Raw genomic sequence first — 25,836 nt, 5'->3', positions numbered from 1 at the left:
CGACGAACGTGGTCGCCTTCGTCTTCAGCTCCAGCAGCTTCGAGACGAGGGGACGGATCTCCGTGGCGTAGGAGGAGAGAGCCGAGGAGACCGTCTCCAGGTCCGTCGCGAAATCGTCGGCCCTGGTCTTCACCGGCTTCGTCGTCGCGAACAGCTGTTCCGCCTCGGGCGCCTTGTAGAACGCCGACAGGCCCTGGAACTGCGCGTCCACGTCACTGCCCGTGGTCCGGACGTCGCCTGCGTCCTTCTTCAACGCGGCATGATCCAGTTCCAGTTGGAACAGATTGCCGGTGAACTGCGGAATTTCCTCCGGCTTGATCACGCCTCTCACACCCCCGTGTGTCCGACTCGTCCCCGCGATGAACGCGCGACAAGAGTCGGATCATCATACAAAGGGGGGCTGACGCGGCCTCGGGACCGTCACCGTTTCGCCACAACTACCGCCGATTTTCCAGGTGCAGAAGCTGGTGTATACGGACATCAAGGCGACGTTTGGTCTCTCCGCCCAGCCCGCCGTCCGCGTGATCGAGAAGACCGTCGACGCCTACGCCGCCCTGCAGACGAATCTGACGGCCGGAAACCTCGGCAAGCCCGGCTCGAAACGCTGGCTCAAGGCCACCGGCACCCCCATCACCTTCCGGCCCGAGGCGGCCCAGCCGTTCGACGACCGGTGTCTGTCGTGGCAGCACGACGCGCGCACGGTGTCGATCTGGACGGTTCAGGGGTGGCTGAAGAACCTGGGCTACACCGGCCATGCCGACCAGCTCAAGACACTGGTGCAGTACCGGCGCGGTGAGAGCGATCTCATCTGCCGGGGCGGCAGGTGGTACCTGATCGCCATCTGCGAGGTGCCCGACCCCGAGGCTCCTGCCGCGGCACTAGCTTGGGGAGAGGGCGGATGCGATCCGTGGCCGTCCTGTCGTAGGGGACAGTCGGAAGCGCGACGAAGCGTGAACGACCGAGCGCACAAGCTCGGCCGTTCACGGCCGCGAAGGTGACGTTCTTGCTCTAGGGCCGGCCGAAACCCCACGCCGAGTGCTCCCCGCCCTCCTCGGCCGCCGCCTCCCCCGGGAGGATCCCGCCGAGGACCGCCCCGGCGGAGCCGTCCGTCTCCGGCTGTCCGGCCGGTACCGGGGACGCCGGATTTCCGTGCAGCCGTACGTCACGCTCCGCCAGGTCGCTTGCCTCCAGGGCCAGTTCGTCCGCGCGCTCGATGTCTCCCGGTGCGCCCTCGGCCAGCAGTCGGCGCGCCTCCGCGAGCCGGGTGCGGGCGGTGGCGCCCACCGCACCCCGGTGCGTGGTGACGAAGTCGTCCGCGGCGGCGGCCGAGGCGCGGGCCACGGAGAGCGCGGCGGCCGGAAGCACCCCGGCCCGGCCCGAGGCGAGCGGCGCGGTCGCCCGTACGATCCGGCGCAGGGCGCTCAGCGGGTCGTACGGCCGGTTCGACGTCACCTCCTGGCGTACGGAGGCGAGGACGGCGTCGGCGTTGAGGAGGCGGGGGTGCGGCTCGTCCGCGCGGACGGTGTGCCGCCGTACCGTCGACAGCTCGGCCTCCGCCCCGGTGAGCGCCGCCGGTACGGTCTCCTCGGCGTCCCGCAGCTCGGCGGCCGTGCGGTCGACGCCCTCGACGAAGACGGCCGCCTGGGCCACCGCCGCCTCGGCGGAGTGAAGTTGGCGGGACGCGGCCTCGGTGCGGCCCGAGAAGAGCTCCTGGCGGGCCAGGTTGAGCCGCAGGGTCGCGAACAGCAGGCGGTCCTTGGCCTGTTCGACGGAGCCGGTGACGGCGGAGGTCGCGGTGGGGGCGTACCGCTCCGCGAGGTCGGCCAGGAGGGTCTGGGCCGCGGCGGTGTGTCCGGTCAGGTCGCGGAAGCGCGCCTCCGCGTAGGGGAGGGCCCGCTCCGGATCCCGCAGGCGCGCGAAGTCCCCCGCCACGGCGTCCAGCCGGCGGCCGGCCTCCTCGCAGCGGCCGATCATCCCGGCGAGCGCGTGCCGCCGGGGTGCCTCCTCCGCCGGTACGCCCTCGTCGTAGCGCTGCCGCATCCGGAAGGCGGCGGCCAGTTCGCCCTCGGCCTCGCCCAGCGCCCGCGTGAACGGGGCGACGGCCGCCGCACCGAGGAGTCCGCGTGCGAAGCCGAGTTCGGCACGGGCCACGCGGAGCCGGTCGTCGGCGCGGACCAGCGCCGCACACGCCTGCGCGTCCGGCTCCGCGAGGGACTGCGGCGGCGTGCTCACGGGCGGGGGCCCGCTCACCCCGCCGGGGGTCGTCCGCCCGCGCGTCCGCCGGACCCGGCGTATGTAGCCGTAGGCCGCGACCGCGCCCACCGCGCCGGCCGCCACCAGGGGAAGCACGAGGTCCGTGGTGGACGTCCCGTCGGCCTCGGCCCTTCGTGACTGCACGAAGTCCGGCGGCGAGTCCAGCGGCGAGTGCCGTGGCGAGTCCAGCGCCGAGTCCGGCGGCGAGTCCAGCGCCGAGTCCCGTGGCGAGTCCCGGGCCACTGCCGTGGCGCTCACCACCTGCCGCGGCTCCTTGATCGCGACGGGCGCGTCGTCTCCCGGCGTCATCCCCGGCAGCACCAGCCACACGACCCCGGCCGCACCGCCCAGCACGGCGTGCGCCACCCGCACGGGTATGTGCGATCTGGCCCGCCGCCTGCCTCGGTGCATGGATGACGTCACATTTCGGAGCGTATGGTCGCGAATGCGGCCACGCGAGCGGGATACACCCGAGGCGGGACCGGTGGGGCGGGGGACCGCGGAAGGGGGGAACGGGGACGGACGACGAGGCGTCCCGGGCCGACGCCGGCCGCGCGTACGTCGGGGTGGCGGCCTCCGTGGACCTCACGGGTGGACCTCACGGGTGGACCTCACGGCGACGGAGACGGACCGGGCGGCGTACGCACGGGGCCCGGGGCCGCTGAGCCGGATCTCTGGCGCGAGCCGCCGATCCTGGGGATCATGACCGTCATGTTCACGGCACTGACGGGCATCGGCGTGGTCTGCTTGGCGGGCATGGCGGTGCTGGGCGCGGTGGCCCTCGTCACCGGCCGGACCCCGCGGTTCACCGGGGTCGAGGAGCGGACGAGGCTGTGGGGGGCCGGCGTGCTGCTCAGCGCGTTCGGTCTGACGGCCTTCCTGTTCCTCGGCCCGCTGAACAGCACGCACCACCTCCACCGCGACCTTCCGCTGATCGGCATGGGCCTCAACCTGGCGGGCCTGGCGCTCCAGTGGTACGCCCGGCGCGCCCGCCCCCTGCCCCCGCCGCCCGCGCGGACGACGCCTTCCTGATCAGCGCCGCCGGATCTTCGACCCCAGCCACACCAGCGGGTCGTACTTGCGGTCGACCGCCCGTTCCTTCAGCGGGATCAGCGCGTTGTCGGTGATCTTGATGCCCTCGGGGCAGACCTCCGTGCAGCACTTGGTGATGTTGCAGTAGCCGAGTCCGTGTTCGTCCTGGGCCGTCTTCTTGCGGTCCAGGCCGCTCTCCTCCGCCGCGTCCAGCGGGTGCATGTCCAGCTCCGCCACCCGCATCAGGAAGCGCGGGCCGGCGAACGCCGTCTTGTTCTCCTCGTGGTCGCGCACCACGTGGCAGGTGTCCTGGCACAGGAAGCACTCGATGCACTTGCGGAACTCCTGCGACCGGTCCACGTCCTCCTGGAACATCCGGTACTCGCCCGGCCCGACGCCCTCGGGCGGCACGAACGCCGGGACCTCGCGCGCCTTCCGGTAGTTGAAGCCGACGTCGGTCACCAGGTCACGGATCACCGGGAACGCCCGCAGCGGGGTCACGGTGATGGTCTCGGCCCGGTCGAACACCGACATCCGGGTCATGCACATCAGCCGGGGCCGCCCGTTGATCTCCGCCGAACACGAACCGCACTTGCCCGCCTTGCAGTTCCAGCGGACGGCCAGATCGGGGGCCTGGGTGGCCTGGAGGCGGTGGATGATGTCCAGGACCACCTCGCCGTCGTTGACCTCGACGGCGAAGTCCTCCAGGCCGCCGCCGTCGACGTCACCCCGCCACACCTTGAAGCGGGCCTCGTAGCTGCTCACTCGTACAGCTCCTCTTCGGCGAGGTACTTGACCAGCTCCTCCTTCTCGAACAGGGCGAGCAGGTCCGGGCGGATGGGATCGGTGGTCTCCCGGTCGAGGCCGACGCCGGTCGCGTCGTCGGTGAGCCGGCACAGCAGGTTGACGTTGCGCCAGGTCCGTTCCATCGTCGGGTGGTCCTCGCGGGTGTGGCCGCCCCGCGACTCGGTGCGCTCCAGGGCCGCGCGGGCCACGCACTCGCTGACCAGCAGCATGTTCCGCAGGTCCAGGGCGAGATGCCAGCCCGGGTTGAACTGGCGGTGGCCCTCGACCCCGGCGCGCGCCGCCCGTACCCGCAGCTCCGCGAGCCGTTCCAGGGCCTGTTCCATCTCGCCCTGCCGGCGGATGATGCCCACCAGGTCGTTCATGGCCTGCTGGAGTTCGTGGTGGAGGGTGTACGGGTTCTCGGCGGGGTCGCCCGAGAACGGCCGCAGGGCCTCCTCCTCGGCCACCGCGAGGTCCGCGTCGTGCACGGGAGGCCGTACGTCCGCCCCCGCCGCGTACTGTGCCGCGTGCAGCCCGGCCCGGCGGCCGAAGACCAGCAGGTCGGACAGGGAGTTCCCGCCGAGCCGGTTGGAGCCGTGCATCCCGCCGGCCACCTCACCGGCCGCGAACAGCCCCGGTACACCACGTGCGGCGGCGGTGTCGGAGTCGACCGCGATACCGCCCATGACGTAGTGGCAGGTCGGCCCGACCTCCATGGCCTCCGCCGTGATGTCGACGTCGGCCAGCTCCTTGAACTGGTGGTACATCGACGGCAGCCGGCGTTTGATCGTCTCGGCCGGCATCCGGGTGGAGACGTCGAGGAAGACACCGCCGTGCGGGGAGCCCCGGCCCGCCTTCACCTCGGCGTTGATGGCGCGGGCCACCTCGTCGCGGGGGAGGAGCTCGGGCGGGCGCCGGTTGTGGTCCGGGTCCTCGTACCAGCGGTCGCCCTCCTCCTCCGACTCGGCGTACTTCTCCTTGAAGACGTCCGGGACGTAGTCGAACATGAACCGCTTGCCCTCGGAGTTCCTGAGCACCCCGCCGTCGCCGCGGACGGACTCCGTGACGAGGATGCCCTTCACGGACGGCGGCCAGACCATGCCCGTCGGATGGAACTGCACGAACTCCATGTTCAGCAGGGGCGCGCCCGCGAGCAGGGCCAGGGCGTGGCCGTCGCCCGTGTACTCCCACGAGTTCGACGTCACCTTGAAGGACTTGCCGATCCCGCCGGTCGCGACGACCACGGCGGGTGCTTCGAGGACGAAGAAACGGCCGCTCTCGCGCTCGTAGGCGAAGACGCCCGAGACACGTGGGCCGTCCTTCAGCACACGGGTCACCGTGCACTCCTGGAAGACCTTCAGCCGGGACTCGTAGTCGCCGGTCTCACGGAAGTCCTCCTGCTGGAGCGCGACGATCTTCTGCTGGAGGGTGCGGATCAGCTCCAGGCCGGTGCGGTCGCCGACGTGCGCGAGGCGCGGGTACTCGTGGCCGCCGAAGTTGCGCTGGGAGATCCGCCCGTCCTTCGTCCGGTCGAAGAGGGCGCCCCAGGTCTCCAGCTCCCACACCCGGTCCGGGGCCTCCTGCGCGTGCAGCTCGGCCATCCGCCACTGGTTGAGGAACTTGCCGCCGCGCATGGTGTCGCGGAAGTGGACCTGCCAGTTGTCGTGCTCGTTGGCGTTGGCCATCGCCGCCGCGATCCCGCCCTCGGCCATCACGGTGTGCGCCTTGCCGAACAGGGACTTGCAGATCACGGCCGTACGGGCGCCGCGCTCACGGGCCTCGACGGCGGCGCGCAGTCCCGCGCCGCCCGCGCCCACGACCACGACGTCCCACTCCTGCCGCTCGACCACGGACATCAGAAAAACCTCGGATCGTCGAAGACACCGGACGCGACCAGGTACACGTAGAAGTCGGCGAGCGCCACGCTCACCAGGGACGCCCAGGCGAGCAGCATGTGCCGGGCGTTGAGTCTGCCGACGAACTGCCACGCCCGGTAGCGCACGGGATGCCGGGAGAAGTGCTTGAGCTTGCCGCCCACGATGTGCCGGCAGGAGTGGCAGGAGATCGTGTACGCCCAGATCAGCGTGATGTTGACCAGGAAGACCAGGGTGCCGAGGCCCATGTGGCCCCAGCGGTAGTGCTCGTCGCGGAAGGAGAGCACGGTGTCGTAGGTCAGGATCCCGGCGACGACGATCGCGGCGTAGAAGAAGTACCGGTGGATGTTCTGCAGGATCAGCGGGAAGCGGGTCTCACCGGTGTACTTCGTGTGCGGCTCGGCCACCGCGCAGGCCGGGGGCGAGGCCCAGAAGCCCCGGTAGTAGGCCTTGCGGTAGTAGTAGCAGGTCAGGCGGAAGCCCAGCGGGAAGATCAGGATGATGATCGCGGGCGAGATGCCCCACCAGCCGCCGAAGATCTCCGCGTTGGGGCCGGCGTGCATGGGCCGGCAGTTCTCCGCCAGACAGGGGGAGTAGAACGGCGAGACGTACGGCGCCGCGTAGTAGTCGGCGTTGGCGAAGGCCCGCCACGTCGAGTAGGCGATGAACGCCAGCAGACCGGCGGCGGTGGCGGCGGGCGCCAGCCACCAGCGGTCGGTCCGCAGATGGGGGGCGGCGATCGCGGCGCGTCCGGCGCCGCGTACGCCGCCCGGGGGATGGGGTTCCGTGGAGGGAGGTTCCGTACCAGTGGCCAACGCAGGACTCCGGTCGGTGTCGGGTCAGAGGGTTCTCAGGGGGCGTGCCGGTCCCGGGCGCCGAGTCCCTCGTCGTCCGTGTCGATCCACAGGGAGTCGTCGTAGGGGGTGTCCGGGATGGTGAGGAGCTGCTGCTTCTGCGGGACCGGCGGGGCCGTCGGGCCCGAGGCGGTCTCGCGCAGCAGCGCGACGCTCTCCCGGAGATGGTCGGCGTCGGCGCGGACGCGGCGCATCTCCAGGCCGCCGCTGCCGAGCTGCTGCTCCAGGCGGCCGACGGACCGTGAGAGGTCGTCGAGGCAGCGCTGGACCGTAGTCAGGTCGTCGTGCACGGACATGACGTGACCTCGCTTCCGTGGGCGGCTGTGCCCTGGACGGCAACGTTCATGTGCGCCTGCGAGTGTTGCGCGTCACACCTGTCGATGTGAAGGCGTGTGCAGCGATTGGCGGATGCGGAGGGGGTGCATTGCTCCGCACGGGTGGGGCTGCGAGCCCCCGCCGCCGTGTCGCCCCCGGCAGGCGAACCCTTTCCTCTTCAGTGAGCCGAAGACCAGACCGTAGATCTGATCAACTCCAAAATACCGCCAAATGTGATCAGAACGCACTGGAAGTGGCTCCCCGGAGGTAACCAGAGATGTCGAAGCCCTACGACGGCGTCGGACTGCGCGCGGTCATGCGCTCGGTCGCCTTCCTCGCGGCGGGCGCGCTCGCGGTGCCGCTGCTGGCCGGCTGCGGCGACAGCGACGAGGCCGGCAAGCCGCTGGCCCGCCAGGACGTCGCCCCGGCCGCCCGGGCCCTGGTCGCCGACGGGGGCACGCTGCACTGGGCGGTGGACGCGGTCCCGGAGACCTTCAACACCTTCCAGTCGGACGCCGACGCCACGACGACCCGGGTGGCCCAGGCCGTCCTGCCGTCGATGTACCGGATCGACGCGAACGGGCGGGCCCGGCGCAACCCCGACTACCTGGAGTCCGCGAAGGTCGTCGACACCGAGCCCAAGCAGGTCGTGCTGTACAAGCTGAACCAGCAGGCGGTGTGGAGCGACGGCCGGGAGATCGGCGCCGCCGACTTCGCCGCCCAGTGGCGCGCCCTGTCCGGCAAGGACAGCGCGTACTGGACCGCGCGCAACGCCGGCTACGACCGCATCGAGAAGATCGAGCGCGGCGACGACGACCTCGAGGTCCGGGTCACCTTCGCCCGCCCCTACTCCGACTGGCAGTCGCTGTTCTCGCCGCTGTACCCGAAGGACGTCATGGGCACGCCCACCTCGTTCAACGACGGGGCGCGGCGCACGCTGAAGGTCACGGCCGGTCCGTTCCTGGTGAAGAAGGTCGACCGCAAGAAGGCCCAGGTCCGGCTCACCCGCAACCCGCGCTGGTGGGGGGAGCCGGCCAAGCTCTCCGAGATCCAGCTGACGGCCGTGCCCCGCGCGGAGCGGGCCGCCGCCCTGGCCGCCGGGAAGATCGAGCTGGCCGAGATCGACGCCGCCGACGCCCAGCGCATCGAGGGCGCGGCGAAGGGATCGGCGGCCGGACCGCTCGCCGGACCCGGCGCCGGGCGCACCGCCGCGAAGGCCCTGCGCTCCTGGGCGCTCGCGCACGGCTCCGACGAGGAGACGGCGGAGCACGAGACGCAGGCCCGTACCGAGCTGCGCAAGGCGATCGCGAAGTGGGAGCGCCAGCAGAAGGCGCTGAAGGACTTCGAGGTACGGCGTTCCCTGGAGCCGGCGTACACCCAGCTCGCGCTCAACGGCGCGGACGGGCCGCTCGCGGACGAACGGGTGCGGCGGGCCGTGGCCCGGGCGCTGGACCGCAAGGCCCTGGCCGAACTGGTGCTGAAGCCGCTGGGGCTGCCCGCGGTACCCGTGGGCAGCCATCTCGCCCTGTCCGGGCAGGAGGCGTACGCCGACAACAGCGGCGCGCTCGGCGGCCAGGACACGGCGGAGGCACAGGCGCTGCTCACGGATGCCGGGTGGGTGGCCGGCGGGCCGGTCAAGGAGGAGAAGAAGGGCGAGAAGGCGGCGGGGGCGAAGGGAGAGAAGGGAGAGAAGGGAGAGAAGGGCGCGAAGGGCGGGAAAGGCGGGAAGGACGAGGAGGAGGCGTCCGGCGAGGAGGGCTCCGAGGACGAGGGCTCCGACGACGAGAAGTCGCAGGGCGGTTCCGAGGGGGCGTACATCGTCGGGGAGGACGACAAGGGACACGCCCCGGACGACCGGCAGCTCGCGCAGGAGGGCACCCAGTACAAGCACCAGCGGCAGGGCGGCGCCCCCGGCGCCTACGCCCCCAAGGGCACCCGGGCCCCGGCCGGGGCGGCCGCCGGGGCGCTGGCCAAGGACGGCAAGGCGCTGTCGCTGCGGTTCGTGGTGCCGTCCGGGCCGGGCTCGGAGCCGCTGCGCACGGTCGCCGCGCGGATCACGAAGATGCTGGGCAAGGTCGGCATCCGCACGGAGACCCTCAAGGTCTCGGACGAGAGCTACTTCAAGGACCACATCGCCTCCGGCGAGTACGACCTCGCGCTCTACTCCTGGCCCGCGACCGCGTTCCCGGCCACCGATGCCCGCCCGATCTACGCCAAGCCCGTACCGGCCGCCGACGGCTCGCTCAGCGTCGAGCAGAACTACACCCGCGTCGGCACCGACCAGGTCGACCAGCTCTTCGACCGGGCGATCACCACTCTGGACGCGGGCGAGGAGCGCTCCCTGATCCGCAAGGCCGACTCGCGTATCTGGGCGGCGGCCGCCTCGATCCCCCTCTACCAGCGCCCCCAGCTCACCGCCGCCCGCAGGAACGTCGTCAACGCCGGCGCCTTCGGCTTCCAGACCCCGGTCTACGAGGACATGGGCTTCCTGAAGAAGGGCGCCCAGGCGCCGCCGAGCCCGTCGGCGAGCGACTGAGGACTCGGTCCGGAGAACACGTCGGCCGCCGTTCCCCGCTGCCCGGGGGACGGCGGTCACTCGCACGATCGGGTGACTCAGAGCTGTTCGGCGCTCTGCGGCTCACCTGCGGTCATAGCGTTGGTGCTATGAAGTGGGGTACCGTCGAACTGGAGCCGGGGTCGCCGCCCGGCTGGCCGGGCTCGACGACAAACGCTGGGCGCAGGCGCTCATGCATCTCGACCTGCTGGAGCAACGGGGAGTCCACCTCGGTGAGCCGTACACACGCCAGCTCGACGGCAAACTGAGAGAGCTGCGGTTCTACTGCGGCGCCGAGCGTGTTCGGGTCACGTACTGGATCGCCACGGGACGCCGCATCATCATGCTCACCGTGTTCCCCAAGACGAGAATGCGCGAGTTCGCCGAAGTGGAGCGGGCGCGTCAGGCCATGAAACGGTGCCAGGCGGAAGGGCACACCGCGGACGAGGAGGAGTAGTGACGGAGACCACGCGAACCAGCCTCGCCGATGCTCGGCAGGCCAGGGGCATGACCCCCGAGATCGAGGACGAGTACGCCGCCGCGCAACTGCGATTCGCCTTGGGCGAGACTGTGCGCACCAAGCGGCAGGATCTCGGATTGTCGCAGCACGAACTCGGGCACAGGGCCGGTATGACCCAGTCGGCCGTGGCGCGGTTCGAGGCAGGCGGCACTGTGCCGACGATTCCCGTCCTGGACCGCCTGGCCCGGGCTCTGGGACTGGAGCTGAGGGTGGAACTGGCTCCCACGGCGAAGAGCGCCTGACGGGGTCGGGACCCCCTGCGGAGGCCGACCCCTTCCGAGCCCCGTACCATGGGGTGAGGCCGTGGCATGTCAAGCCCGGCAGGGCCCGCGTCACACAGACGTACACGACGGGCCTTCCTCACACTCCGGGAGAACGCCGCTTTATGGCCACGCGCCACGACATCCGCAACGTCGCCATCGTCGCCCACGTCGACCACGGCAAGACGACCCTCGTCGACGCCATGCTGAAGCAGGCCGGTGCCTTCGCGGCGCACGCGGCCGAGTCGCTCGACGACCGAATGATGGACTCGAACGACCTGGAGCGTGAGAAGGGCATCACGATCCTGGCCAAGAACACGGCCGTGAAGTACCACCCGAAGGATGGCGGCGACGTCATCACCATCAACATCATCGACACCCCGGGCCACGCCGACTTCGGTGGCGAGGTCGAGCGCGGTCTGTCGATGGTGGACGCGGTGGTGCTGCTCGTCGACGCCTCCGAGGGCCCGCTGCCGCAGACCCGTTTCGTGCTCCGCAAGGCGCTCCAGCAGCGCCTGCCCGTCATCCTGTGCATCAACAAGACGGACCGTGCCGACTCGCGCATCGACGAGGTCGTCAACGAGACCTACGACCTCTTCCTCGACCTGGACGCGGACGAGGACCAGATCGAGTTCCCGATCGTCTACGCGTGCGCGCGTGACGGCGTGGCCTCGCTGACCAAGCCGGAGGACGGCACCGTCCCGGCCGACAGCGACAGCCTGGAGCCGTTCTTCTCCACGATCCTCTCCCACGTCCCGGCTCCGGAGTACGACGAGGCGGCCCCGCTCCAGGCGCACGTCACCAACCTGGACGCCGACAACTTCCTCGGCCGCATCGCGCTGCTCCGCGTCGAGCAGGGCGAGCTGCGCAAGGGCCAGACCGTCACGTGGATCAAGCGTGACGGCACGATGTCCAATGTGCGCATCACCGAGCTGCTGATGACCGAGGCGCTCACCCGCAAGCCCGCCGAGGTGGCCGGCCCGGGCGACATCTGCGCCGTCGCCGGTATCTCGGACATCATGATCGGCGAGACCCTCGCCGACACCGAGAACCCGATCCCGCTGCCGCTGATCACGGTCGACGAGCCGGCGATCTCGATGACCATCGGTACGAACACCTCGCCGCTGGTCGGCCGGGGCGGTACCGGCAAGGGTGCCGACAACAAGGCCGCGGTCAAGGACCGCAAGGTCACCGCGCGCCAGGTCAAGGACCGCCTCGACCGCGAGCTGGTCGGCAACGTCTCCCTCCGCGTGCTCGACACCGAGCGTCCCGACGCCTGGGAGGTCCAGGGCCGTGGTGAGCTGGCGCTCGCCATCCTGGTCGAGCAGATGCGCCGCGAGGGCTTCGAGCTGACCATCGGCAAGCCGCAGGTCGTCACGAAGGAGGTCGACGGCAAGACGTACGAGCCGGTCGAGCGCATGACGATCGACGTGCCCGAGGAGCACATGGGCGCGGTCACGCAGCTCATGGGCGTCCGCAAGGGCCGGATGGACAACATGTCCAACCACGGCTCGGGCTGGGTCCGCATGGAGTTCGTCGTACCGTCCCGCGGTCTCATCGGCTTCCGTACCGAGTTCCTGACGCAGACCCGCGGCACGGGCATCGGGCACTCCATCCACGAGGGCCACGAGCCCTGGTTCGGCGCCCTCCAGACCCGTAACAACGGCTCGCTGGTCGCCGACCGCTCCGGTTCCGTCACCGCCTTCGCGATGACGAACCTCCAGGAGCGCGGCGTGCTGTTCACGGACCCCGGCACCGAGGTGTACGAGGGCATGATCGTCGGTGAGAACTCCCGCTCCGACGACATGGACGTCAACATCACCAAGGAGAAGAAGCTCACGAACATGCGGTCGTCCTCGGCCGACTCGTTCGAGGCGATCGTCCCGCCGCGCAAGCTCTCCCTGGAGCAGTCGCTGGAGTTCTGCCGCGACGACGAGTGCGTCGAGGTGACCCCGGAGGCCGTCCGCATCCGCAAGGTGAACCTGGACGCCCGCGAGCGCGCCCGCGCCGCGAGCCGCGCCAAGCACGGCTGACGGACCCTCTGGCAAGTGAGCCAGGTCCCGCACGGCGGGGCCTGGCTCACTTGTTGAACACAGTTTTTACTCCGAGGGGACATAGGGATAACCCTTTGATCGCGTGCGGAACCGCCCGCAAGGGGCCGATCGGTACTAGCCTCGGATGTGTGTGCAGTGTGCGCACTGCGGGTGCGGTGTCGGTGAACGCCCTTGCGGGCGTGACCCGTTGATAACGGTGGACATGCCAAGCCGACCCCCCGCACAGCGGTCACGTTAGCCGCAACTGGTTTTTGGCTCCCCTGCGTCCGGAATGCGGACACCTCTCGCCGATAGATGTGTAACAAGTCCGTTTCGCAGGGATCTTCCCTCTATCCCTTTGTCCGGATTTTGGAAGATGTCGCCGCCAGGTGTGATCGAACCGAGACCTTGACGGTGTGGTTCGGCCTTCGCTGATGGCAGATAGTTAGGCGCGTAGAGCTCGGAGGACGGGTCAGGCGCCGACAGGCGGCGCAGGCTCGCGAGCGCTGGGGGCACCGACCATTTTCAGGCGCCGGCAACGGTGTTGTGTCGTGTGCTGCCCTGTGCAGTGAACCAATGGATTCTTGAGGAGGAACCCATGCGCGGTGCGAGGAGTGCCAAGTGGGTCGCGATGGCCGCGGTTGTGGCACTGGGGGCGACCGCCTGTGGTGGTGGCGACAGCGACAGCAAGGGCGACAGCAAGGCCGCCATCGACCCGAACGGCACGTTCACGGTCGAGTCCGGTGAGCCGCAGAACCCGCTGCAGCCCGCCAACACGATGGAGTCCTACGGCAGCATCGTGATCAACTCGCTGTTCACCGGTCTCGTCGACTACGACGAGAGCGGCAAGATCGTCTACATGAACGCCGAGTCGATCAAGACGTCGGACAGCAAGACCTGGACGGTCAAGCTGAAGTCGGGCTGGAAGTTCCACGACGGCACCCCGGTCACCGCCGAGTCCTACGTCAAGGCCTGGAACTGGGCCGCCAACCCGGACAACAAGCAGACCAACAGCTTCTGGTTCTCCGACATCGCGGGCTACGACAAGGTCGCTCCGGAGAAGGGCAAGGCCACGGCCACCGAGCTCTCCGGTCTGAAGGTCGTCGACGACAACACCTTCACCATCGCGCTGACCACGGCGATCCCGTACTACGAGTACAAGCTCGGCTACCAGGCCTTCTCGCCGCTGCCCGACTCCTTCTTCAAGGACCCGAAGGCCGCCGGTGAGAAGCCGGTCGGCAACGGCCCCTACGAGTTCGTCAGCTGGGACCACAAGAAGGCCATCACGGTCAAGAAGTACGCCGGCTACAAGGGCTCGAACGCGGCCAAGAACGGCGGCGTGGTCTTCAAGAACTACTCCACCCCGGAGACCGCGTACGAGGACCTGAAGTCCGGAAACCTCGACGTCACCACCCAGATCGCCCCCAAGGACCTGCCGGTCTACAAGCAGGACCTCGGCGACCGCGCGATCGACCAGGCGTACTCCGCCATCCAGATGATCACCCCCGCCTTCTACACCAAGCAGTGGAAGGACATCGACCCGAAGGTCCTTCAGGGCCTGTCGATGGCGATCGACCGTGACACCATCACCAAGACCGTGCTCCAGGGCACCCGTGAGCCGGCCACCGGCTGGGTCGCCAAGGGCGTCCTCGGCTACCAGCCCGACGTCGCGGGTGACGTCACCAAGTACAACCCGACCAAGGCCAAGGAGCTCATCAAGGAGGGTGGCGGCGTTCCCGGCAACGCGATCACCATCCAGTACAACACCGACGGCGGTCACAAGGAGTGGGTGGAGGCGGTCTGCAACTCCATCACCAACGCCACCGGTGTGAAGTGCGCCACCGACCCGAAGGCCGACTTCCAGGCCGACCTCGACGCGCGTGACGCGAAGGAGGTCAAGTCCCTGTACCGCTCGGGCTGGGTGCTGGACTACCCGGTGAACGCCAACTTCCTCCGTGACCTGTACGGAACCAAGTCGTCCGGCAACCAGAGCGGCTTCTCCAACAAGACGATCGACGCGGACATCGCCGCCGCCGACAGCGCCACCACGCTGGACGACTCGGTGAAGAAGTACCAGGAGGTCGAGAAGCAGCTCGTCAACTACATGCCGAGCATTCCGCTCTGGTACTACAAGGTCAACGCGGGCTACTCGGAGAAGGTCTCGGGTGTCAAGTTCGGCCAGGACGGTGACCCGATCCTGACCGGCGTCCAGGTCAAGAAGAAGTAACCGCAGACAGCCCGTCGGCCGGGGCGCGCACAGCGTGCCCCGGCCGCCACGGCAGCGGCCGGGGGGCCCTTTCCACACGTATCGCCGGCCGGTACGCGGGGAAAGGGCCCGCATGCTGCCGCTGTGACTTTTTTATGGAGGCACGATGGGGCGCTACGTCGCACGACGACTGCTCCAGATGATCCCGGTCTTCATCGGGACCACACTGCTCATCTTCCTCATGGTCTACGCCCTGCCCGGCGATCCCGTCCGCGGGCTGTTCGGCGACAAGGGCGGAAGCCCTCAGGTCATCGCCGCGCTGAGACACCAGTACGGCCTCGACCAGCCGATCCTGGTCCAGTACTGGGACTACATGAAGGGCATCATCCTGCACGCCGACTTCGGCACGCAGATCGGCAGCGGGCGGCCCGTCACCGATGTCCTCGGGGACGCCTTCCCGGTGACCCTGCGCCTCGGCGGCTTCGCCTTCGTCATCGAGCTCGTCCTCGGCATCGGCCTCGGCGTCTTCGCCGGCCTGCGTGCCGGACGGGCCGCCGACACCTCGGTCCTGATGGTCACGCTGCTGCTGATCTCGGTCCCGGTGTTCGTCCTCGGCTTCATCCTCAAGTGGATCTTCGCCGACGAGCTCCAGTGGCTGGAACCGAACGTCAACGACCCGACGAACTACGGTGAGTTGCTGATGCCCGCGATTGTGCTGGCCACGGCGTCACTCGCCTATGTGTCCCGGCTGACCCGTACGTCGATCGCGGAGAACATGCGCGCCGACTACGTCCGCACGGCCATCGCCAAGGGCCTGCCCCGCCGCCGGGTGGTCGGTGTCCACCTCATGCGCAACTCGCTGATCCCGGTCGTCACCTACCTCGGCACCGACATCGGCGCCCTGCTCGGCGGCGCCGTCGTGACCGAGGGCATCTTCAACATCCAGGGCATCGGCGGCACGATCTACCAGTCGATCGTCCGCCGGGAAGGCACCACCCTCGTGGGCCTGGTGACCATCCTCGTCCTCGTCTATCTCGTCGCCAGCCTCCTTGTCGACCTGCTCTACGCGGTCCTTGACCCGAGGATTCGCTATGCCTGACATGACCAAATCCGACACTGCCACCGCCGCGCCGGACGCGGTCGACGCCACCGCGCCCGCCCCGCAGCCGGTCAAGGCCGAGAAGACCCGCAGCCTGTGGGGCGATGCCTGGGAGGACCTGCGCCGCAACAAGATCTTCCTGATCTCCGCGGTGCTGATCCTGCTGCTGCTGACGATCACCTTCTTCCCCGGCTGGTTCACCAGCGCCAACCCGACCTACGGCGACCTGGCCAAGCACTATCTGCAGAAGCCGCAGCTCGGGAAGGTCTTCTCGCCCGAGTGGCTGGGCTACGACCAGCAGGGCCGCAGCGTCTACGCCCGGCTCATCTACGGCGCCCGGGCCTCCATAGCCGTCGGTTTCGGCACCACGATCGTGGTGACGATCGCGGGCGGCCTGGTCGGCATGATCGCCGGATACTTCGGCGGGATCATCGACTCGATCCTGTCCCGGCTCGTGGACGTGTTCTTCGGCATCCCGTTCCTGCTGGGCACCATGGTCGTCCTCAACTCCTTCCCGGAGCGCACGGCCTGGGTCGTCATCGGCGCCCTGGGCTTCTTCGGCTGGACCCAGCTGGCCCGCGTGATGCGCGGCGCGGTGATCACCACCAAGCAGTCCGACTACGTCCAGGCGGCCAAGGCGCTGGGCGCGAGCACCCCGCGCATCCTGTTCCGGCACATCCTGCCGAACACCCTGGCCCCGGTGATCGTCGTCGCCACCATCTCGCTCGGCGTCTACATCGGCTCCGAGGCCACGCTGTCCTTCCTGGGCCTCGGCCTGAACGGCGTCTCCTGGGGCAACGACATCTCCGACGGCGGCAACCAGATCCGAGTGGCGCAGTGGATCATGCTGTACCCCTCGATCATGCTCACCATCACGGTGCTGGCGTTCATCATGCTCGGTGAAGCGGTACGCAACGCCCTTGACCCGAAGACGCGCTGAGGGAGGCGTACGTGACCATCATCGAAGAAACCGCTCCGGTACCGGCGCCCCGCGAGGGCGACGACGGGCCACTGCTCGAAGTGCGTGACCTGCACGTCGAGTTCGTCACCCGCGAGGGTGTCGTCCAGGCCGTCAACGGCGTCAACTACAGCGTCAGCGCCGGCGAGACCCTCGCCGTCCTCGGCGAGTCCGGCTCCGGCAAGTCCGTGACCGCGCAGGCCATCATGGGCATCCTCGACATGCCGCCGGCCCGGATCCCGCAGGGCGAGATCCTCTTCCGCGGCCAGGACATGCTGAAGATGTCCGCCGAGGAGCGCCGCCGCATCCGCGGCCGGCGGATCGCCATGATCTTCCAGGACGCGCTCAGCTCGCTCAACCCGGTGCTCTCCGTCGGCTACCAGCTCGGCGAGATGTTCCGGGTGCACCAGGGCCTCTCCAAGAAGGAGGCCAGGACCAAGTCGATCGAGCTGATGGACAAGGTCAAGATCCCGGCCGCCGCGGCCCGGGTGGACGACTACCCGCACCAGTTCTCCGGCGGTATGCGCCAGCGCATCATGATCGCCATGGCGCTGGCCCTGGAGCCGGACCTGATCATCGCCGACGAGCCCACCACGGCCCTCGACGTGACGGTCCAGGCCCAGGTCATGGATCTGCTCGCGGAGCTCCAGCGCGAGTACAACATGGGTCTGATCCTGATCACCCACGACCTCGGCGTGGTCGCCGACGTCGCGGACAAGATCGCGGTGATGTACGCGGGCCGGATCGTGGAGCGCGCCCCCGTGCACGAGCTCTACAAGCGCCCCGCGCACCCCTACACGCGCGGTCTGCTGGACTCGATCCCGCGCCTGGACCAGAAGGGCCAGGAGCTGTACGCGATCAAGGGTCTGCCGCCCAACCTGCTGCGGATCCCCACCGGCTGCGCCTTCAACCCGCGCTGCCCCAAGGCGCAGGACATCTGCCGCACGGAGATCCCGGCCCTGGTGCCGGTGACCGAGCAGGACGGCGCCGAACTGGTCGGCCGGGGTTCGGCGTGCCACTTCTGGAAGGAGACGATCCATGGCTGAGCTCAGCAAGAACGACGAGCAGGAGGCCACGCCGAACGTCTCCGAGGTGGAGACCGCCGACGTCCACTCCGAGTCGGAGGCGGTCGCCGCGATCGAGGCGCCGGTGGACCGCGGCGAGCCGATCCTCCAGGTGCGCAACCTGGTGAAGCACTTCCCGCTCACCCAGGGCATCCTGTTCAAGAAGCAGATCGGCGCGGTCAAGGCCGTCGACGGGGTCTCCTTCGACCTGTACCAGGGCGAGACCCTGGGCATCGTGGGCGAGTCCGGCTGCGGCAAGTCCACGGTCGCCAAGCTGCTGATGAACCTGGAGCGGGCCACCGCCGGCGAGATCTTCTACAAGGGCCAGGACATCACCAAGCTGTCCGGGCGCGCCCTGAAGGCGGTCCGCCGCAACATCCAGATGGTGTTCCAGGACCCCTACACCTCGCTCAACCCGAGGATGACGGTCGGTGACATCATCGGCGAGCCCTTCGACATCCACCCGGAGGTGGCCCCCAAGGGGGACCGGCGCCGGAAGGTCCAGGAACTCCTGGACGTCGTGGGTCTGAACCCGGAGTACATCAACCGCTACCCGCACCAGTTCTCGGGCGGTCAGCGCCAGCGCATCGGCATCGCCCGCGGCCTGGCCCTCAACCCCGAGATCATCATCTGCGACGAGCCGGTCTCCGCGCTGGACGTGTCCGTCCAGGCCCAGGTCATCAACCTGATGGAGCGACTGCAGGACGAGTTCAACCTCTCCTACATCTTCATCGCGCACGACCTGTCGATCGTCCGGCACATCTCGGACCGCGTCGGCGTGATGTACCTCGGCAGGATCGCCGAGATCGGCTCCGACGAGCAGATCTACGACCACCCGACGCACCCCTACACCCAGGCGCTGCTGTCGGCGGTCCCGGTTCCGGACCCGGAGGCCCGTGAGGGCCGCGAGCGCATCATCCTCACCGGTGACGTGCCCTCGCCGGCGAACCCGCCGTCCGGCTGCCGCTTCCGCACCCGGTGCTGGAAGGCGCAGGACAAGTGCTCGACCGAGGTGCCGCTGCTCGCCGTACCGGAGCGCTTCCGGGGCGAGGACACCCCGGCGGCCCATGAGTCGGCCTGCCACTTCGCCGAGGAGAAGGACGTCGTGCACGCGGCGTGACCCGCACACAGGAGCCCGGCACCTCATGGCGAGGTGCCGGGCCGTGTGCTGTCCCGGGAAAGGACGCCGATGCTTCACCACGTCGAGCTGTGGGTTCCCGACCTGCGCAGGGCCGTGGACGAATGGGGCTGGCTGCTGGGCCGGCTCGGCTACGTGCCGTACCAGGACTGGGACCACGGCCACAGCTGGCGGCACGGCACGCTCTACGTCGTGGTCGAGGAGTCCCCGGCGCTGCGCGAGGGCACGGGCCACGACCGGATGCGCCCGGGACTGAACCACCTGGCGTTCCACGCCGGAAGCCGCCCACAGGTGGACGCGCTGGTCGCGGAGGGCCCGGCGCACGGATGGACCCCGCTCTTCGCGGACCGCTACCCGCACGCCGGCGGCCCGGACCACTACGCCGCCTACCTGGAGAACACGGACGGCTTCGAGACCGAGCTGGTCGCCGGCCCCTGAGTCGCCGTCACTTCCACTCCAGGCCCCAGACGTCGGCGTCCGCCTTCACCGGGGCGAACGTTGCCTGCCGCGGCACTAGGGTGGACTTGTTGGTGATTTGACATCCTCCCCTCTCAAAAGCAGGAACGCCTCGCGACCGAGGCGGGCATGACACAGGGCGCGCTGTCGCGCATGGAGTGCGGCCGCGGGGTGCCGACCCTGCCGCTGCTGGAGCGGCTGGCGGCGGCCCTGTCGTCGAACCTGCTGATCTCCATGTCACCGCACGGCGGTGTCCCCGTGGTCTTCAAGGCGCTGCCGCGCTGACCCACCCTCCGCGCGACCGACCCCGAACGGCTCAGCCGAGCCGTTCGGGGTCCGCCTTCTGACGCCCTTCGCACCCGTACGGGTGGGGTGAACATGCACGGAAGCCGCCATGTGCCGATATTGGCTGGTAAAGGATCAAGGCACTTCCGGGTCCGGCGCCAGTCAAGAGGAGGCACTCCATGCGTGGAGCCACGCAAGCCAAGTGGGCCGTGTGCGCGGCGGCCGCCCTGCTCGCGACGGCGGCCTGCGGAGGCGGGGGGAGCGGCGGCGACACGAGCGCGGTCCTCACCTCCTCCTGGGGCGACCCGCAGAACCCGCTGGAGCCCGCCAACACCAACGAGGTGCAGGGCGGCAAGGTCCTCGACATGATCTTCCGCGGGCTGAAGCGGTACGACCCCGAGACCGCCCAGGCGCAGAACATGCTGGCGCAGAGCATCGAGACGCCGGACTCGCAGAACTTCACGGTCACCCTCAAGGACGGCTGGACGTTCAGCAACGGCGAGAAGGTGACCGCGCGCTCGTTCGTCGACGCCTGGAACTACGGGGCGAGTCTGAAGAACGCGCAGAAAGCCGCCGAGTTCTTCAAGTACATCGACGGCTACGACCGGATCCACCCGGAGACGGGCACCCAGAGCGCGGACACCCTCTCCGGGCTGAAGATCGTCGACGACCGTACCTTCACCGTGCGGCTCAGCCAGAAGTTCTCGTCCTTCCCGGACACCCTCGGCTACGCCGTCTTCTCGCCGCTGCCCCGGGCGTTCTTCGACGACCACGAGGCCTGGCTGAAGAAGCCGGTCGGCAACGGGCCCTACACGATCGCCTCGTACACCCGGGGCGCGCAGATGAACCTCGTCCGCCGGGCCGACTACCCCGGCGCGGACAAGGCGCGCAACGGCGGGGTCACCCTGAAGGTCTACACCGACCCCAACACCGCCTACACCGATCTGCTGGCCGGCAACCTCGACCTCACCGACGACGTGCCCGCCGCCCAGCTGGCAAACGCCCCGGGCGACCTCGGCGGCCGGTACCTCAACCAGCCCGCCGGGATCATCCAGACGATCGCCTTCCCCTACTACGACAAGGAGTGGGGCAAGCCCGGCATGGACAAGGTCCGCAAGGGGCTGTCCATGGCCATCGACCGGGACCGGATCACCAGGACGATCTACCGGAGCACCCGTGTCCCGGCGACGGACTGGACCTCACCGGTCCTCGGGATCAAGGGCGGCGACAGCAAGGGACTGTGCGGCGAGTGGTGCACCTACGACCCGGCCCGGGCCAAGGAGCTGATCCAGGAGGGCGGGGGGCTGCCCGGCGGACGGGTGCGGATCACGTACAACGCGGACGCCGGCTCGCACAAGCAGTGGGTCGACGCCGTCTGCAACTCCATCAACAACGTCCTGGGCGATGACCGGGCCTGTGCGGGCAGCCCGATCGGCACCTTCGCCGACTACCGCGACAAGACCACCCGGCAGAAGCTGAGCGGCCCCTTCCGGGCCGGCTGGCAGATGGACTACCCGCTCATCCAGAACTTCCTCCAGCCGCTCTACTACACCAACGCCCCCTCCAACGACGGCAAGTGGTCCAACAAGGAGTTCGACCGGCTCGTCGACCGGGCCAACGCCGAGACCGACCCCGCCAAGGCCGTGGCGCTGTTCCAGCAGGCCGAGGAGGTCGTCCGGGACGACATGGCCGCCATCCCGCTCTGGTACCAGAACGGCACGGGCGGCTACGGGGAACGCCTCACCGACGTCCGGCTCAACCCGTTCTCCGTCCCCGTCTACACCGACATCAAGGTCGGCTGACCCGCCATGGGGCGGTACGTCGTACGGCGACTGCTGCAGATGGTGCCCGTGTTCATCGGGGCGACGCTGCTGATCTTCCTCATGGTGAACGTGATGGGCGACCCCGTCGCGGGCCTGTGCGGCGAACGGCAGTGCGACGCGGCGACGACCGCCCGGCTCAAGCAGGAGTTCGGCCTGGACCGGCCCGTCTGGCAGCAGTACCTGACCTACATGGGGAACGTCTTCACCGGGGACTTCGGTACGGCGTTCAACGGCCAGCCGGTCACCGAGCTGATGGCGACGGCCTTCCCCGTCACCGCGCGCCTCACGGTCGTCGCGATCCTCTTCGAGATCGTCATCGGGATCACCCTCGGCGTGATCACCGGGATGCGCCGCGGCCGCCCCGTCGACACCGGGGTCCTGCTGGCCACCCTCGTGGTGATCTCCGTGCCCACCTTCGTCACCGGTCTGCTGCTCCAGCTGCTGCTCGGCGTCGAGTGGGGCTGGATCAGACCCTCCGTCTCCCCGGACGCCGCCTTCGGCGAACTCCTCGTCCCCGGCCTGGTCCTGGCCTCGGTCTCACTGGCGTACGTCACCCGGCTGACCCGGACGTCCATCGCCGAGAACCGGCGCTCCGACTACGTCCGCACGGCCGTCGCCAAGGGGCTGCCGCGCCGGCGGGTCGTCACCCGGCATCTGCTGCGCAACTCCCTCATCCCCGTGGTCACCTTCATCGGCGCGGACATCGGGTTCCTGATGGGCGGCGCCATCGTGACCGAGCGGATCTTCAACATCCACGGCGTCGGCTACCAGCTCTACCAGGGCATCCTCCGCCAGAACACCCAGACGGTCGTCGGCTTCGTCACCGTGCTCGTGCTGGTCTTCCTGGTCACCAATCTGCTCGTCGACCTCCTGTACGCCGTACTCGACCCGAGGATCCGCTATGCCTGAACTGGAACCCGAGGGCGAGATCGTGGCGCCGGGGCTGACGGCGCTCCCCCTGGACCAGGCCCCGCCGGGGGCGCCCGCCCCGGTCGCCGGGACCACGGGCAGACCCCGCTCCCTGTGGTCGGACGCCTGGCGCGACCTGCGCCGCAACCCGGTCTTCCTGGCCTCCTCCCTGATCATCCTCTTCCTGCTGTTCATCTCCCTGTGGCCCTCGGCCATCACCTGGGAGAGCCCCCTGAAGTGCGACCTCGCCCACGCCCAGGAGGGCTCCGGACCCGGCCACCCCTTCGGCTACGACGGTCAGGGCTGCGACGTCTACACCCGCACGGTCTACGGCGCCCGTACGTCCGTCACGGTCGGCGTCCTCGCCACCCTCGGGGTCGCCGTCCTCGGCAGCGTCCTCGGCGGCCTCGCGGGCTTCTTCGGCGGCGCCGGAGACGCGGTCCTCTCCCGCATCACGGACGTCTTCTTCGCGATCCCCGTGGTCCTCGGCGGGCTGGTGCTGCTCTCCGTGGTCACCGGCGACACCGTCTGGCCGGTCATCGGTTTCATGGTGCTGCTCGGCTGGCCCCAGATCTCCCGGATCGCCCGCGGCTCGGTGATCACGGCGAAACAACACGACTACGTCCAGGCGGCCCGCGCCCTCGGCGCCTCCTCCTCCCGCATCCTCCTGCGCCACATCGCCCCGAACGCGGTGGCCCCCGTGATCGTCGTCGCGACCATCGCACTCGGCACGTACATCGCCCTGGAAGCGACCCTCTCCTACCTCGGTGTGGGCCTGAAGCCCCCCACGGTCTCCTGGGGCATCGACATCTCCGCCGCCTCCCCTTACGTCCGCAACGCCCCCCACGCCCTCCTGTGGCCCTCCGGCGCCCTCGCCCTGACGGTCCTGGCCTTCATCATGCTCGGCGACGCGATCCGCGACGCCCTCGACCCGAAGCTGAGGTGACGGAGCGATGGGACAGCACGTGCCGGACACGCGGTCCGGGGCGCAGCGGGCGGGTGCCTCCGGTCCGGTCCGCCGGCCTTCTCCGGCGACGCGGTCGGCGTCGTCCCGATCCGAAGTCGAGGTGATCCGGTGATGCGGCGGGTGGTGCGTGTGGCGCGGCGGGAGTGCCGGTGCCCTGCGGGGTATCGGGGGCGGGGTGCCCTTCGGTCGGGTCCGCGGGTTTTCGTCTGCGACGCGCGTGGGCGTCGTCCCGATCCGAAGTCGAGGTGACCCGGTCATGCCGCTGGATGCAGGGGACGCGGGGGACGTACAGGTCACGGGGCCGCGGTCCCGTGGGGAGCGGTTGCTGGACGTGCGGGATCTGCGGGTGGAGTTCCGGACCCGGGACGGGGTCGCGCGGGCCGTCAACGGGGTCAGCTGGGCCGTGGACGCCGGCGAGACGCTCGCGGTGCTCGGGGAGTCCGGGTCCGGGAAGTCGGTGACCGCGCAGGCCGTGATGGGGATCCTCGACGTGCCGCCGGGCCGGATCACCGGCGGCGAGGTGCTCTTCAAGGGCCGGGACCTGCTCAGGATGAAGGAGGACGAGCGCCGCAGGATCCGGGGCGCCGAGATGGCGATGATCTTCCAGGACGCGCTGTCCTCCCTGAACCCGGTCGTCCCCGTCGGCGACCAGCTCGGCGAGATGTTCGTCGTCCACCGGGGCATGTCCAGGAAGGACGCGCGGGCCAGGGCCGTGGAGCTGATGGACCGGGTCCGCATCCCGGCCGCGAGACAGCGGGTCGGGGACTACCCGCACCAGTTCTCCGGCGGCATGCGCCAACGCATCATGATCGCGATGGCCCTCGCCCTCGAACCGGCCCTGATCATCGCCGACGAGCCCACCACCGCCCTCGACGTCACCGTACAGGCCCAGGTCATGGACCTCCTCGCCGAGCTCCGGCGCGAGTACCGCATGGGCCTCGTCCTGATCACCCACGACCTCGGTGTGGTCGCCGACGTGGCCGACCGCATCGCCGTGATGTACGCGGGCCGGATCGTCGAGTCGGCCCCCGTCCACGACCTCTACAGGGCCCCGGCCCACCCGTACACCCGGGGGCTCCTCGACTCCATCCCCCGCCTCGACCGCAAGGGCCACGCGCTCCACGCCATCAAGGGCCTGCCGCCCAACCTCATGGACATCCCGCCCGGCTGCGCCTTCCACCCCCGCTGCCCGGCGGCCCGGGACGTCTGCCGGACCGACGTACCGCCGCCGCACCCGGTGGACGAGCACCGCGGGAGTGCCTGCCACTTCTGGAGGGAGTGCCTGCATGACTGAGCCGATTCTCCAAGTGAGCGGGCTGTACAAGCACTACCCGCTCACCCGGGGCGTCCTGTTCAAGAAGCGGGTCGGCTCGGTGAAGGCCGTCGACGGCGTCGACTTCGCGCTGGGCAAGGGCGAGACCCTCGGTATCGTCGGCGAGTCCGGCTGCGGCAAGTCCACGGTCGCCAAGCTGCTGGTCAGCCTGGAGCGTCCGACGCGCGGCCGGATCCGCTACAAGGGCGAGGACATCACCAGGCTGTCCGGGCGCGCCCTGAAGGCGGTCCGCCGCAACATCCAGATGGTGTTCCAGGACCCGTACACCTCCCTCAACCCGAGGATGACGGTCGGTGACATCGTCGGGGAGCCGTACGAGATCCACCCCGAGGCCGCCCCCAAGGGCGACCGGCGCCGCCGGGTGCGGGAACTGCTCGACGTGGTCGGCCTCAACCCGGAGCACATCAACCGCTACCCCCACCAGTTCTCCGGCGGCCAGCGCCAGCGCATCGGCATCGCCCGCGGTCTCGCCCTGCGCCCCGAGGTGATCGTCGCCGACGAACCGGTGTCCGCGCTGGACGTCTCGGTGCAGGCACAGGTCGTCAACCTCCTCGACCGGCTCCAGCGCGAGTTCGAGCTGTCGTACCTCTTCATCGCCCACGACCTGTCGATCGTCCGGCACATCTCGGACCGGGTCGGGGTGATGTACCTCGGCCGGATCGTGGAGATCGGCTCCGACGAGCAGATCTACGGCCGCCCGACGCACCCGTACACCCAGGCGCTGCTGTCGGCGGTCCCGGTCCCGGACCCGGAGGCCCGTGAGGGCCGCGAGCGGATCATCCTCACCGGTGACGTCCCGTCCCCGACGGACGTGCCCTCCGGCTGCCGCTTCCGCACCCGCTGCTGGAAGGCGCGCGAGCGGTGCGCCCAGGAGGTGCCGGTGCTCGCCGTCCCGGAGCCCCTGAGGGACCTCGGCGGGGCCGCCGCGCACGCCTCCGCCTGCCATTTCGCCGGGGTCGATCATGGAAACGATCGCCCATAACAGCACATTTGTGCCGCAACTGTGTTAACACGCAGGCAACTTGGCCGACCCGATTCCGATATACGGACGCGTCAGTCTGTACAGCGTACGGCCGTGCGGGTGCCGTAAACGGGCCGGGATGCGCCATGTCATCCC

The 25,836-nt window shown here is 69.6% G+C and carries 23 protein-coding genes and 1 pseudogene; 18 read left to right on the top strand and 6 right to left on the bottom strand.

Features of this window, described 5'->3' with window-relative positions:
- Positions 1-322 (bottom strand): annotated as a pseudogene (locus tag AQJ64_RS49025) (ADP-ribosyltransferase); the annotation flags it as partial.
- 133 nt (positions 323-455) lie between these two features.
- On the opposite strand from AQJ64_RS49025, the gene AQJ64_RS50060 reads away from it, so the two are divergent.
- Positions 456-998 (top strand): hypothetical protein, encoded by a 543-nt coding sequence (locus AQJ64_RS50060; protein WP_055637856.1) that lies wholly within the window; start codon positions 456-458, stop codon positions 996-998.
- A 10-nt stretch (positions 999-1,008) separates the two neighbouring features.
- Here the strand turns inward: AQJ64_RS50060 and AQJ64_RS13440 are convergent, their stop codons facing one another.
- Positions 1,009-2,619 carry a hypothetical protein gene (locus AQJ64_RS13440; RefSeq protein WP_162252559.1) on the bottom strand — a complete coding sequence of 537 codons (1,611 nt, stop codon included), beginning with the start codon at positions 2,617-2,619 and terminating at the stop codon, positions 1,009-1,011.
- A 336-nt stretch (positions 2,620-2,955) separates the two neighbouring features.
- Here AQJ64_RS13440 and AQJ64_RS13435 point away from each other — a divergent pair, with 336 nt between their 5' ends.
- Positions 2,956-3,285: a hypothetical protein gene (locus AQJ64_RS13435; RefSeq protein ID WP_157880997.1), complete on the top strand. Its 330-nt coding sequence runs from the start codon at positions 2,956-2,958 to the stop codon at positions 3,283-3,285.
- Here the strand turns inward: AQJ64_RS13435 and AQJ64_RS13430 are convergent, their stop codons facing one another.
- The 4 genes from AQJ64_RS13430 to AQJ64_RS13415 are packed head-to-tail and all read right to left on the bottom strand — an operon-like array spanning position 3,286 to position 7,095.
- Positions 3,286-4,050: a succinate dehydrogenase/fumarate reductase iron-sulfur subunit gene (locus AQJ64_RS13430; RefSeq protein ID WP_055635503.1), complete on the bottom strand. Its 765-nt coding sequence runs from the start codon at positions 4,048-4,050 to the stop codon at positions 3,286-3,288. It lies immediately after the preceding gene.
- Positions 4,047-5,927 (bottom strand): fumarate reductase/succinate dehydrogenase flavoprotein subunit, encoded by a 1,881-nt coding sequence (locus AQJ64_RS13425; protein ID WP_055635502.1) that lies wholly within the window; start codon positions 5,925-5,927, stop codon positions 4,047-4,049. Before AQJ64_RS13425 ends, AQJ64_RS13430 begins: the two co-directional genes overlap by 4 nt.
- Complete coding sequence (locus AQJ64_RS13420) at positions 5,927-6,760, bottom strand: hypothetical protein (protein ID WP_055635501.1); 834 nt, start codon at positions 6,758-6,760, stop codon at positions 5,927-5,929. The genes AQJ64_RS13425 and AQJ64_RS13420 overlap by 1 nt, the downstream gene beginning before the upstream one ends.
- Positions 6,761-6,795: 35 nt before the next feature.
- Entirely contained in the window at positions 6,796-7,095 is a 300-nt protein-coding gene (locus AQJ64_RS13415) for a hypothetical protein (protein WP_055635500.1), read from the bottom strand.
- 296 nt (positions 7,096-7,391) lie between these two features.
- Between AQJ64_RS13415 and AQJ64_RS13410 the strand changes: the two genes are divergently transcribed.
- The 16 genes from AQJ64_RS13410 (at position 7,392) to AQJ64_RS13335 (ending at position 25,701) form a co-directional block, all read left to right on the top strand.
- Positions 7,392-9,650 (top strand): ABC transporter family substrate-binding protein, encoded by a 2,259-nt coding sequence (locus AQJ64_RS13410; RefSeq protein WP_055635499.1) that lies wholly within the window; start codon positions 7,392-7,394, stop codon positions 9,648-9,650.
- Between the two features lie 133 nt (positions 9,651-9,783).
- A complete protein-coding gene (locus AQJ64_RS13405) occupies positions 9,784-10,125 on the top strand; it encodes a type II toxin-antitoxin system RelE/ParE family toxin (protein ID WP_240512718.1) in 342 nt (113 codons plus the stop codon).
- Positions 10,125-10,430, top strand: coding sequence for a helix-turn-helix domain-containing protein (locus AQJ64_RS13400; RefSeq protein WP_055635498.1), 306 nt, complete (start codon positions 10,125-10,127; stop codon positions 10,428-10,430). Before AQJ64_RS13405 ends, AQJ64_RS13400 begins: the two co-directional genes overlap by 1 nt.
- 143 nt (positions 10,431-10,573) lie before the next feature.
- On the top strand, positions 10,574-12,481 hold the full coding sequence (gene typA / locus AQJ64_RS13395; protein ID WP_055635497.1) for a translational GTPase TypA: 1,908 nt from the start codon (positions 10,574-10,576) through the stop codon (positions 12,479-12,481).
- A 598-nt stretch (positions 12,482-13,079) separates the two neighbouring features.
- Positions 13,080-14,708, top strand: coding sequence for a peptide ABC transporter substrate-binding protein (locus AQJ64_RS13390; protein WP_055635496.1), 1,629 nt, complete (start codon positions 13,080-13,082; stop codon positions 14,706-14,708).
- 145 nt (positions 14,709-14,853) lie between these two features.
- Positions 14,854-15,786 (top strand): ABC transporter permease, encoded by a 933-nt coding sequence (locus AQJ64_RS13385; protein WP_055635495.1) that lies wholly within the window; start codon positions 14,854-14,856, stop codon positions 15,784-15,786.
- Positions 15,779-16,726, top strand: a complete 948-nt coding sequence (locus AQJ64_RS13380; protein ID WP_055635494.1) for an ABC transporter permease — start codon at positions 15,779-15,781, stop codon at positions 16,724-16,726. The genes AQJ64_RS13385 and AQJ64_RS13380 overlap by 8 nt, the downstream gene beginning before the upstream one ends.
- 11 nt (positions 16,727-16,737) lie before the next feature.
- Positions 16,738-17,790, top strand: coding sequence for an ABC transporter ATP-binding protein (locus AQJ64_RS13375; protein WP_055635493.1), 1,053 nt, complete (start codon positions 16,738-16,740; stop codon positions 17,788-17,790).
- The gene (locus AQJ64_RS13370; protein ID WP_055635492.1) at positions 17,783-18,928 is read left to right on the top strand and encodes an ABC transporter ATP-binding protein; all 1,146 of its coding nucleotides are present in this window, start codon (positions 17,783-17,785) and stop codon (positions 18,926-18,928) included. Before AQJ64_RS13375 ends, AQJ64_RS13370 begins: the two co-directional genes overlap by 8 nt.
- 69 nt (positions 18,929-18,997) lie before the next feature.
- Positions 18,998-19,384: a VOC family protein gene (locus tag AQJ64_RS13365; protein ID WP_055635491.1), complete on the top strand. Its 387-nt coding sequence runs from the start codon at positions 18,998-19,000 to the stop codon at positions 19,382-19,384.
- Positions 19,385-19,486: 102 nt separating this feature from the next.
- Positions 19,487-19,687 (top strand): helix-turn-helix domain-containing protein, encoded by a 201-nt coding sequence (locus tag AQJ64_RS13360; protein ID WP_055635490.1) that lies wholly within the window; start codon positions 19,487-19,489, stop codon positions 19,685-19,687.
- Between the two features lie 179 nt (positions 19,688-19,866).
- Entirely contained in the window at positions 19,867-21,489 is a 1,623-nt protein-coding gene (locus tag AQJ64_RS13355) for a peptide ABC transporter substrate-binding protein (protein WP_055635489.1), read from the top strand.
- Positions 21,490-21,495: 6 nt separating this feature from the next.
- Positions 21,496-22,419 (top strand): ABC transporter permease, encoded by a 924-nt coding sequence (locus tag AQJ64_RS13350; protein WP_055635488.1) that lies wholly within the window; start codon positions 21,496-21,498, stop codon positions 22,417-22,419.
- On the top strand, positions 22,412-23,365 hold the full coding sequence (locus tag AQJ64_RS13345) for an ABC transporter permease (protein WP_055635487.1): 954 nt from the start codon (positions 22,412-22,414) through the stop codon (positions 23,363-23,365). The genes AQJ64_RS13350 and AQJ64_RS13345 overlap by 8 nt, the downstream gene beginning before the upstream one ends.
- A 277-nt stretch (positions 23,366-23,642) precedes the next feature.
- Positions 23,643-24,680, top strand: coding sequence for an ABC transporter ATP-binding protein (locus AQJ64_RS13340; RefSeq protein WP_079061632.1), 1,038 nt, complete (start codon positions 23,643-23,645; stop codon positions 24,678-24,680).
- A complete protein-coding gene (locus AQJ64_RS13335; RefSeq protein ID WP_055635485.1) occupies positions 24,673-25,701 on the top strand; it encodes an ABC transporter ATP-binding protein in 1,029 nt (342 codons plus the stop codon). The genes AQJ64_RS13340 and AQJ64_RS13335 overlap by 8 nt, the downstream gene beginning before the upstream one ends.
- Positions 25,702-25,836 lie beyond the last annotated feature (135 nt).

This window comes from Streptomyces griseoruber (assembly GCF_001514205.1).
In the GTDB taxonomy this organism is placed as follows: Bacteria; Actinomycetota; Actinomycetes; order Streptomycetales; family Streptomycetaceae; genus Streptomyces; species Streptomyces griseoruber.
This window is presented reverse-complemented; position numbering and strand designations above follow the sequence as displayed.

Excerpts from the sequence above, each read along its gene's own strand:
- AQJ64_RS13435 (WP_157880997.1), top strand. The coding sequence starts at position 2,956 with ATGACCGTCATGTTCACGGCACTGACGGGCATCGGCGTGGTCTGCTTG.
- AQJ64_RS13425 (WP_055635502.1), bottom strand. The coding sequence starts at position 5,927 with ATGTCCGTGGTCGAGCGGCAGGAGTGGGACGTCGTGGTCGTGGGCGCG.
- AQJ64_RS13415 (WP_055635500.1), bottom strand. The coding sequence starts at position 7,095 with ATGTCCGTGCACGACGACCTGACTACGGTCCAGCGCTGCCTCGACGAC.
- AQJ64_RS13410 (WP_055635499.1), top strand. The coding sequence starts at position 7,392 with ATGTCGAAGCCCTACGACGGCGTCGGACTGCGCGCGGTCATGCGCTCG.
- typA (WP_055635497.1), top strand. The coding sequence starts at position 10,574 with ATGGCCACGCGCCACGACATCCGCAACGTCGCCATCGTCGCCCACGTC.
- AQJ64_RS13390 (WP_055635496.1), top strand. The coding sequence starts at position 13,080 with ATGCGCGGTGCGAGGAGTGCCAAGTGGGTCGCGATGGCCGCGGTTGTG.
- AQJ64_RS13385 (WP_055635495.1), top strand. The coding sequence starts at position 14,854 with ATGGGGCGCTACGTCGCACGACGACTGCTCCAGATGATCCCGGTCTTC.
- AQJ64_RS13380 (WP_055635494.1), top strand. The coding sequence starts at position 15,779 with ATGCCTGACATGACCAAATCCGACACTGCCACCGCCGCGCCGGACGCG.
- AQJ64_RS13370 (WP_055635492.1), top strand. The coding sequence starts at position 17,783 with ATGGCTGAGCTCAGCAAGAACGACGAGCAGGAGGCCACGCCGAACGTC.
- AQJ64_RS13365 (WP_055635491.1), top strand. The coding sequence starts at position 18,998 with ATGCTTCACCACGTCGAGCTGTGGGTTCCCGACCTGCGCAGGGCCGTG.
- AQJ64_RS13355 (WP_055635489.1), top strand. The coding sequence starts at position 19,867 with ATGCGTGGAGCCACGCAAGCCAAGTGGGCCGTGTGCGCGGCGGCCGCC.
- AQJ64_RS13350 (WP_055635488.1), top strand. The coding sequence starts at position 21,496 with ATGGGGCGGTACGTCGTACGGCGACTGCTGCAGATGGTGCCCGTGTTC.
- AQJ64_RS13345 (WP_055635487.1), top strand. The coding sequence starts at position 22,412 with ATGCCTGAACTGGAACCCGAGGGCGAGATCGTGGCGCCGGGGCTGACG.
- AQJ64_RS13340 (WP_079061632.1), top strand. The coding sequence starts at position 23,643 with ATGCCGCTGGATGCAGGGGACGCGGGGGACGTACAGGTCACGGGGCCG.
- AQJ64_RS13335 (WP_055635485.1), top strand. The coding sequence starts at position 24,673 with ATGACTGAGCCGATTCTCCAAGTGAGCGGGCTGTACAAGCACTACCCG.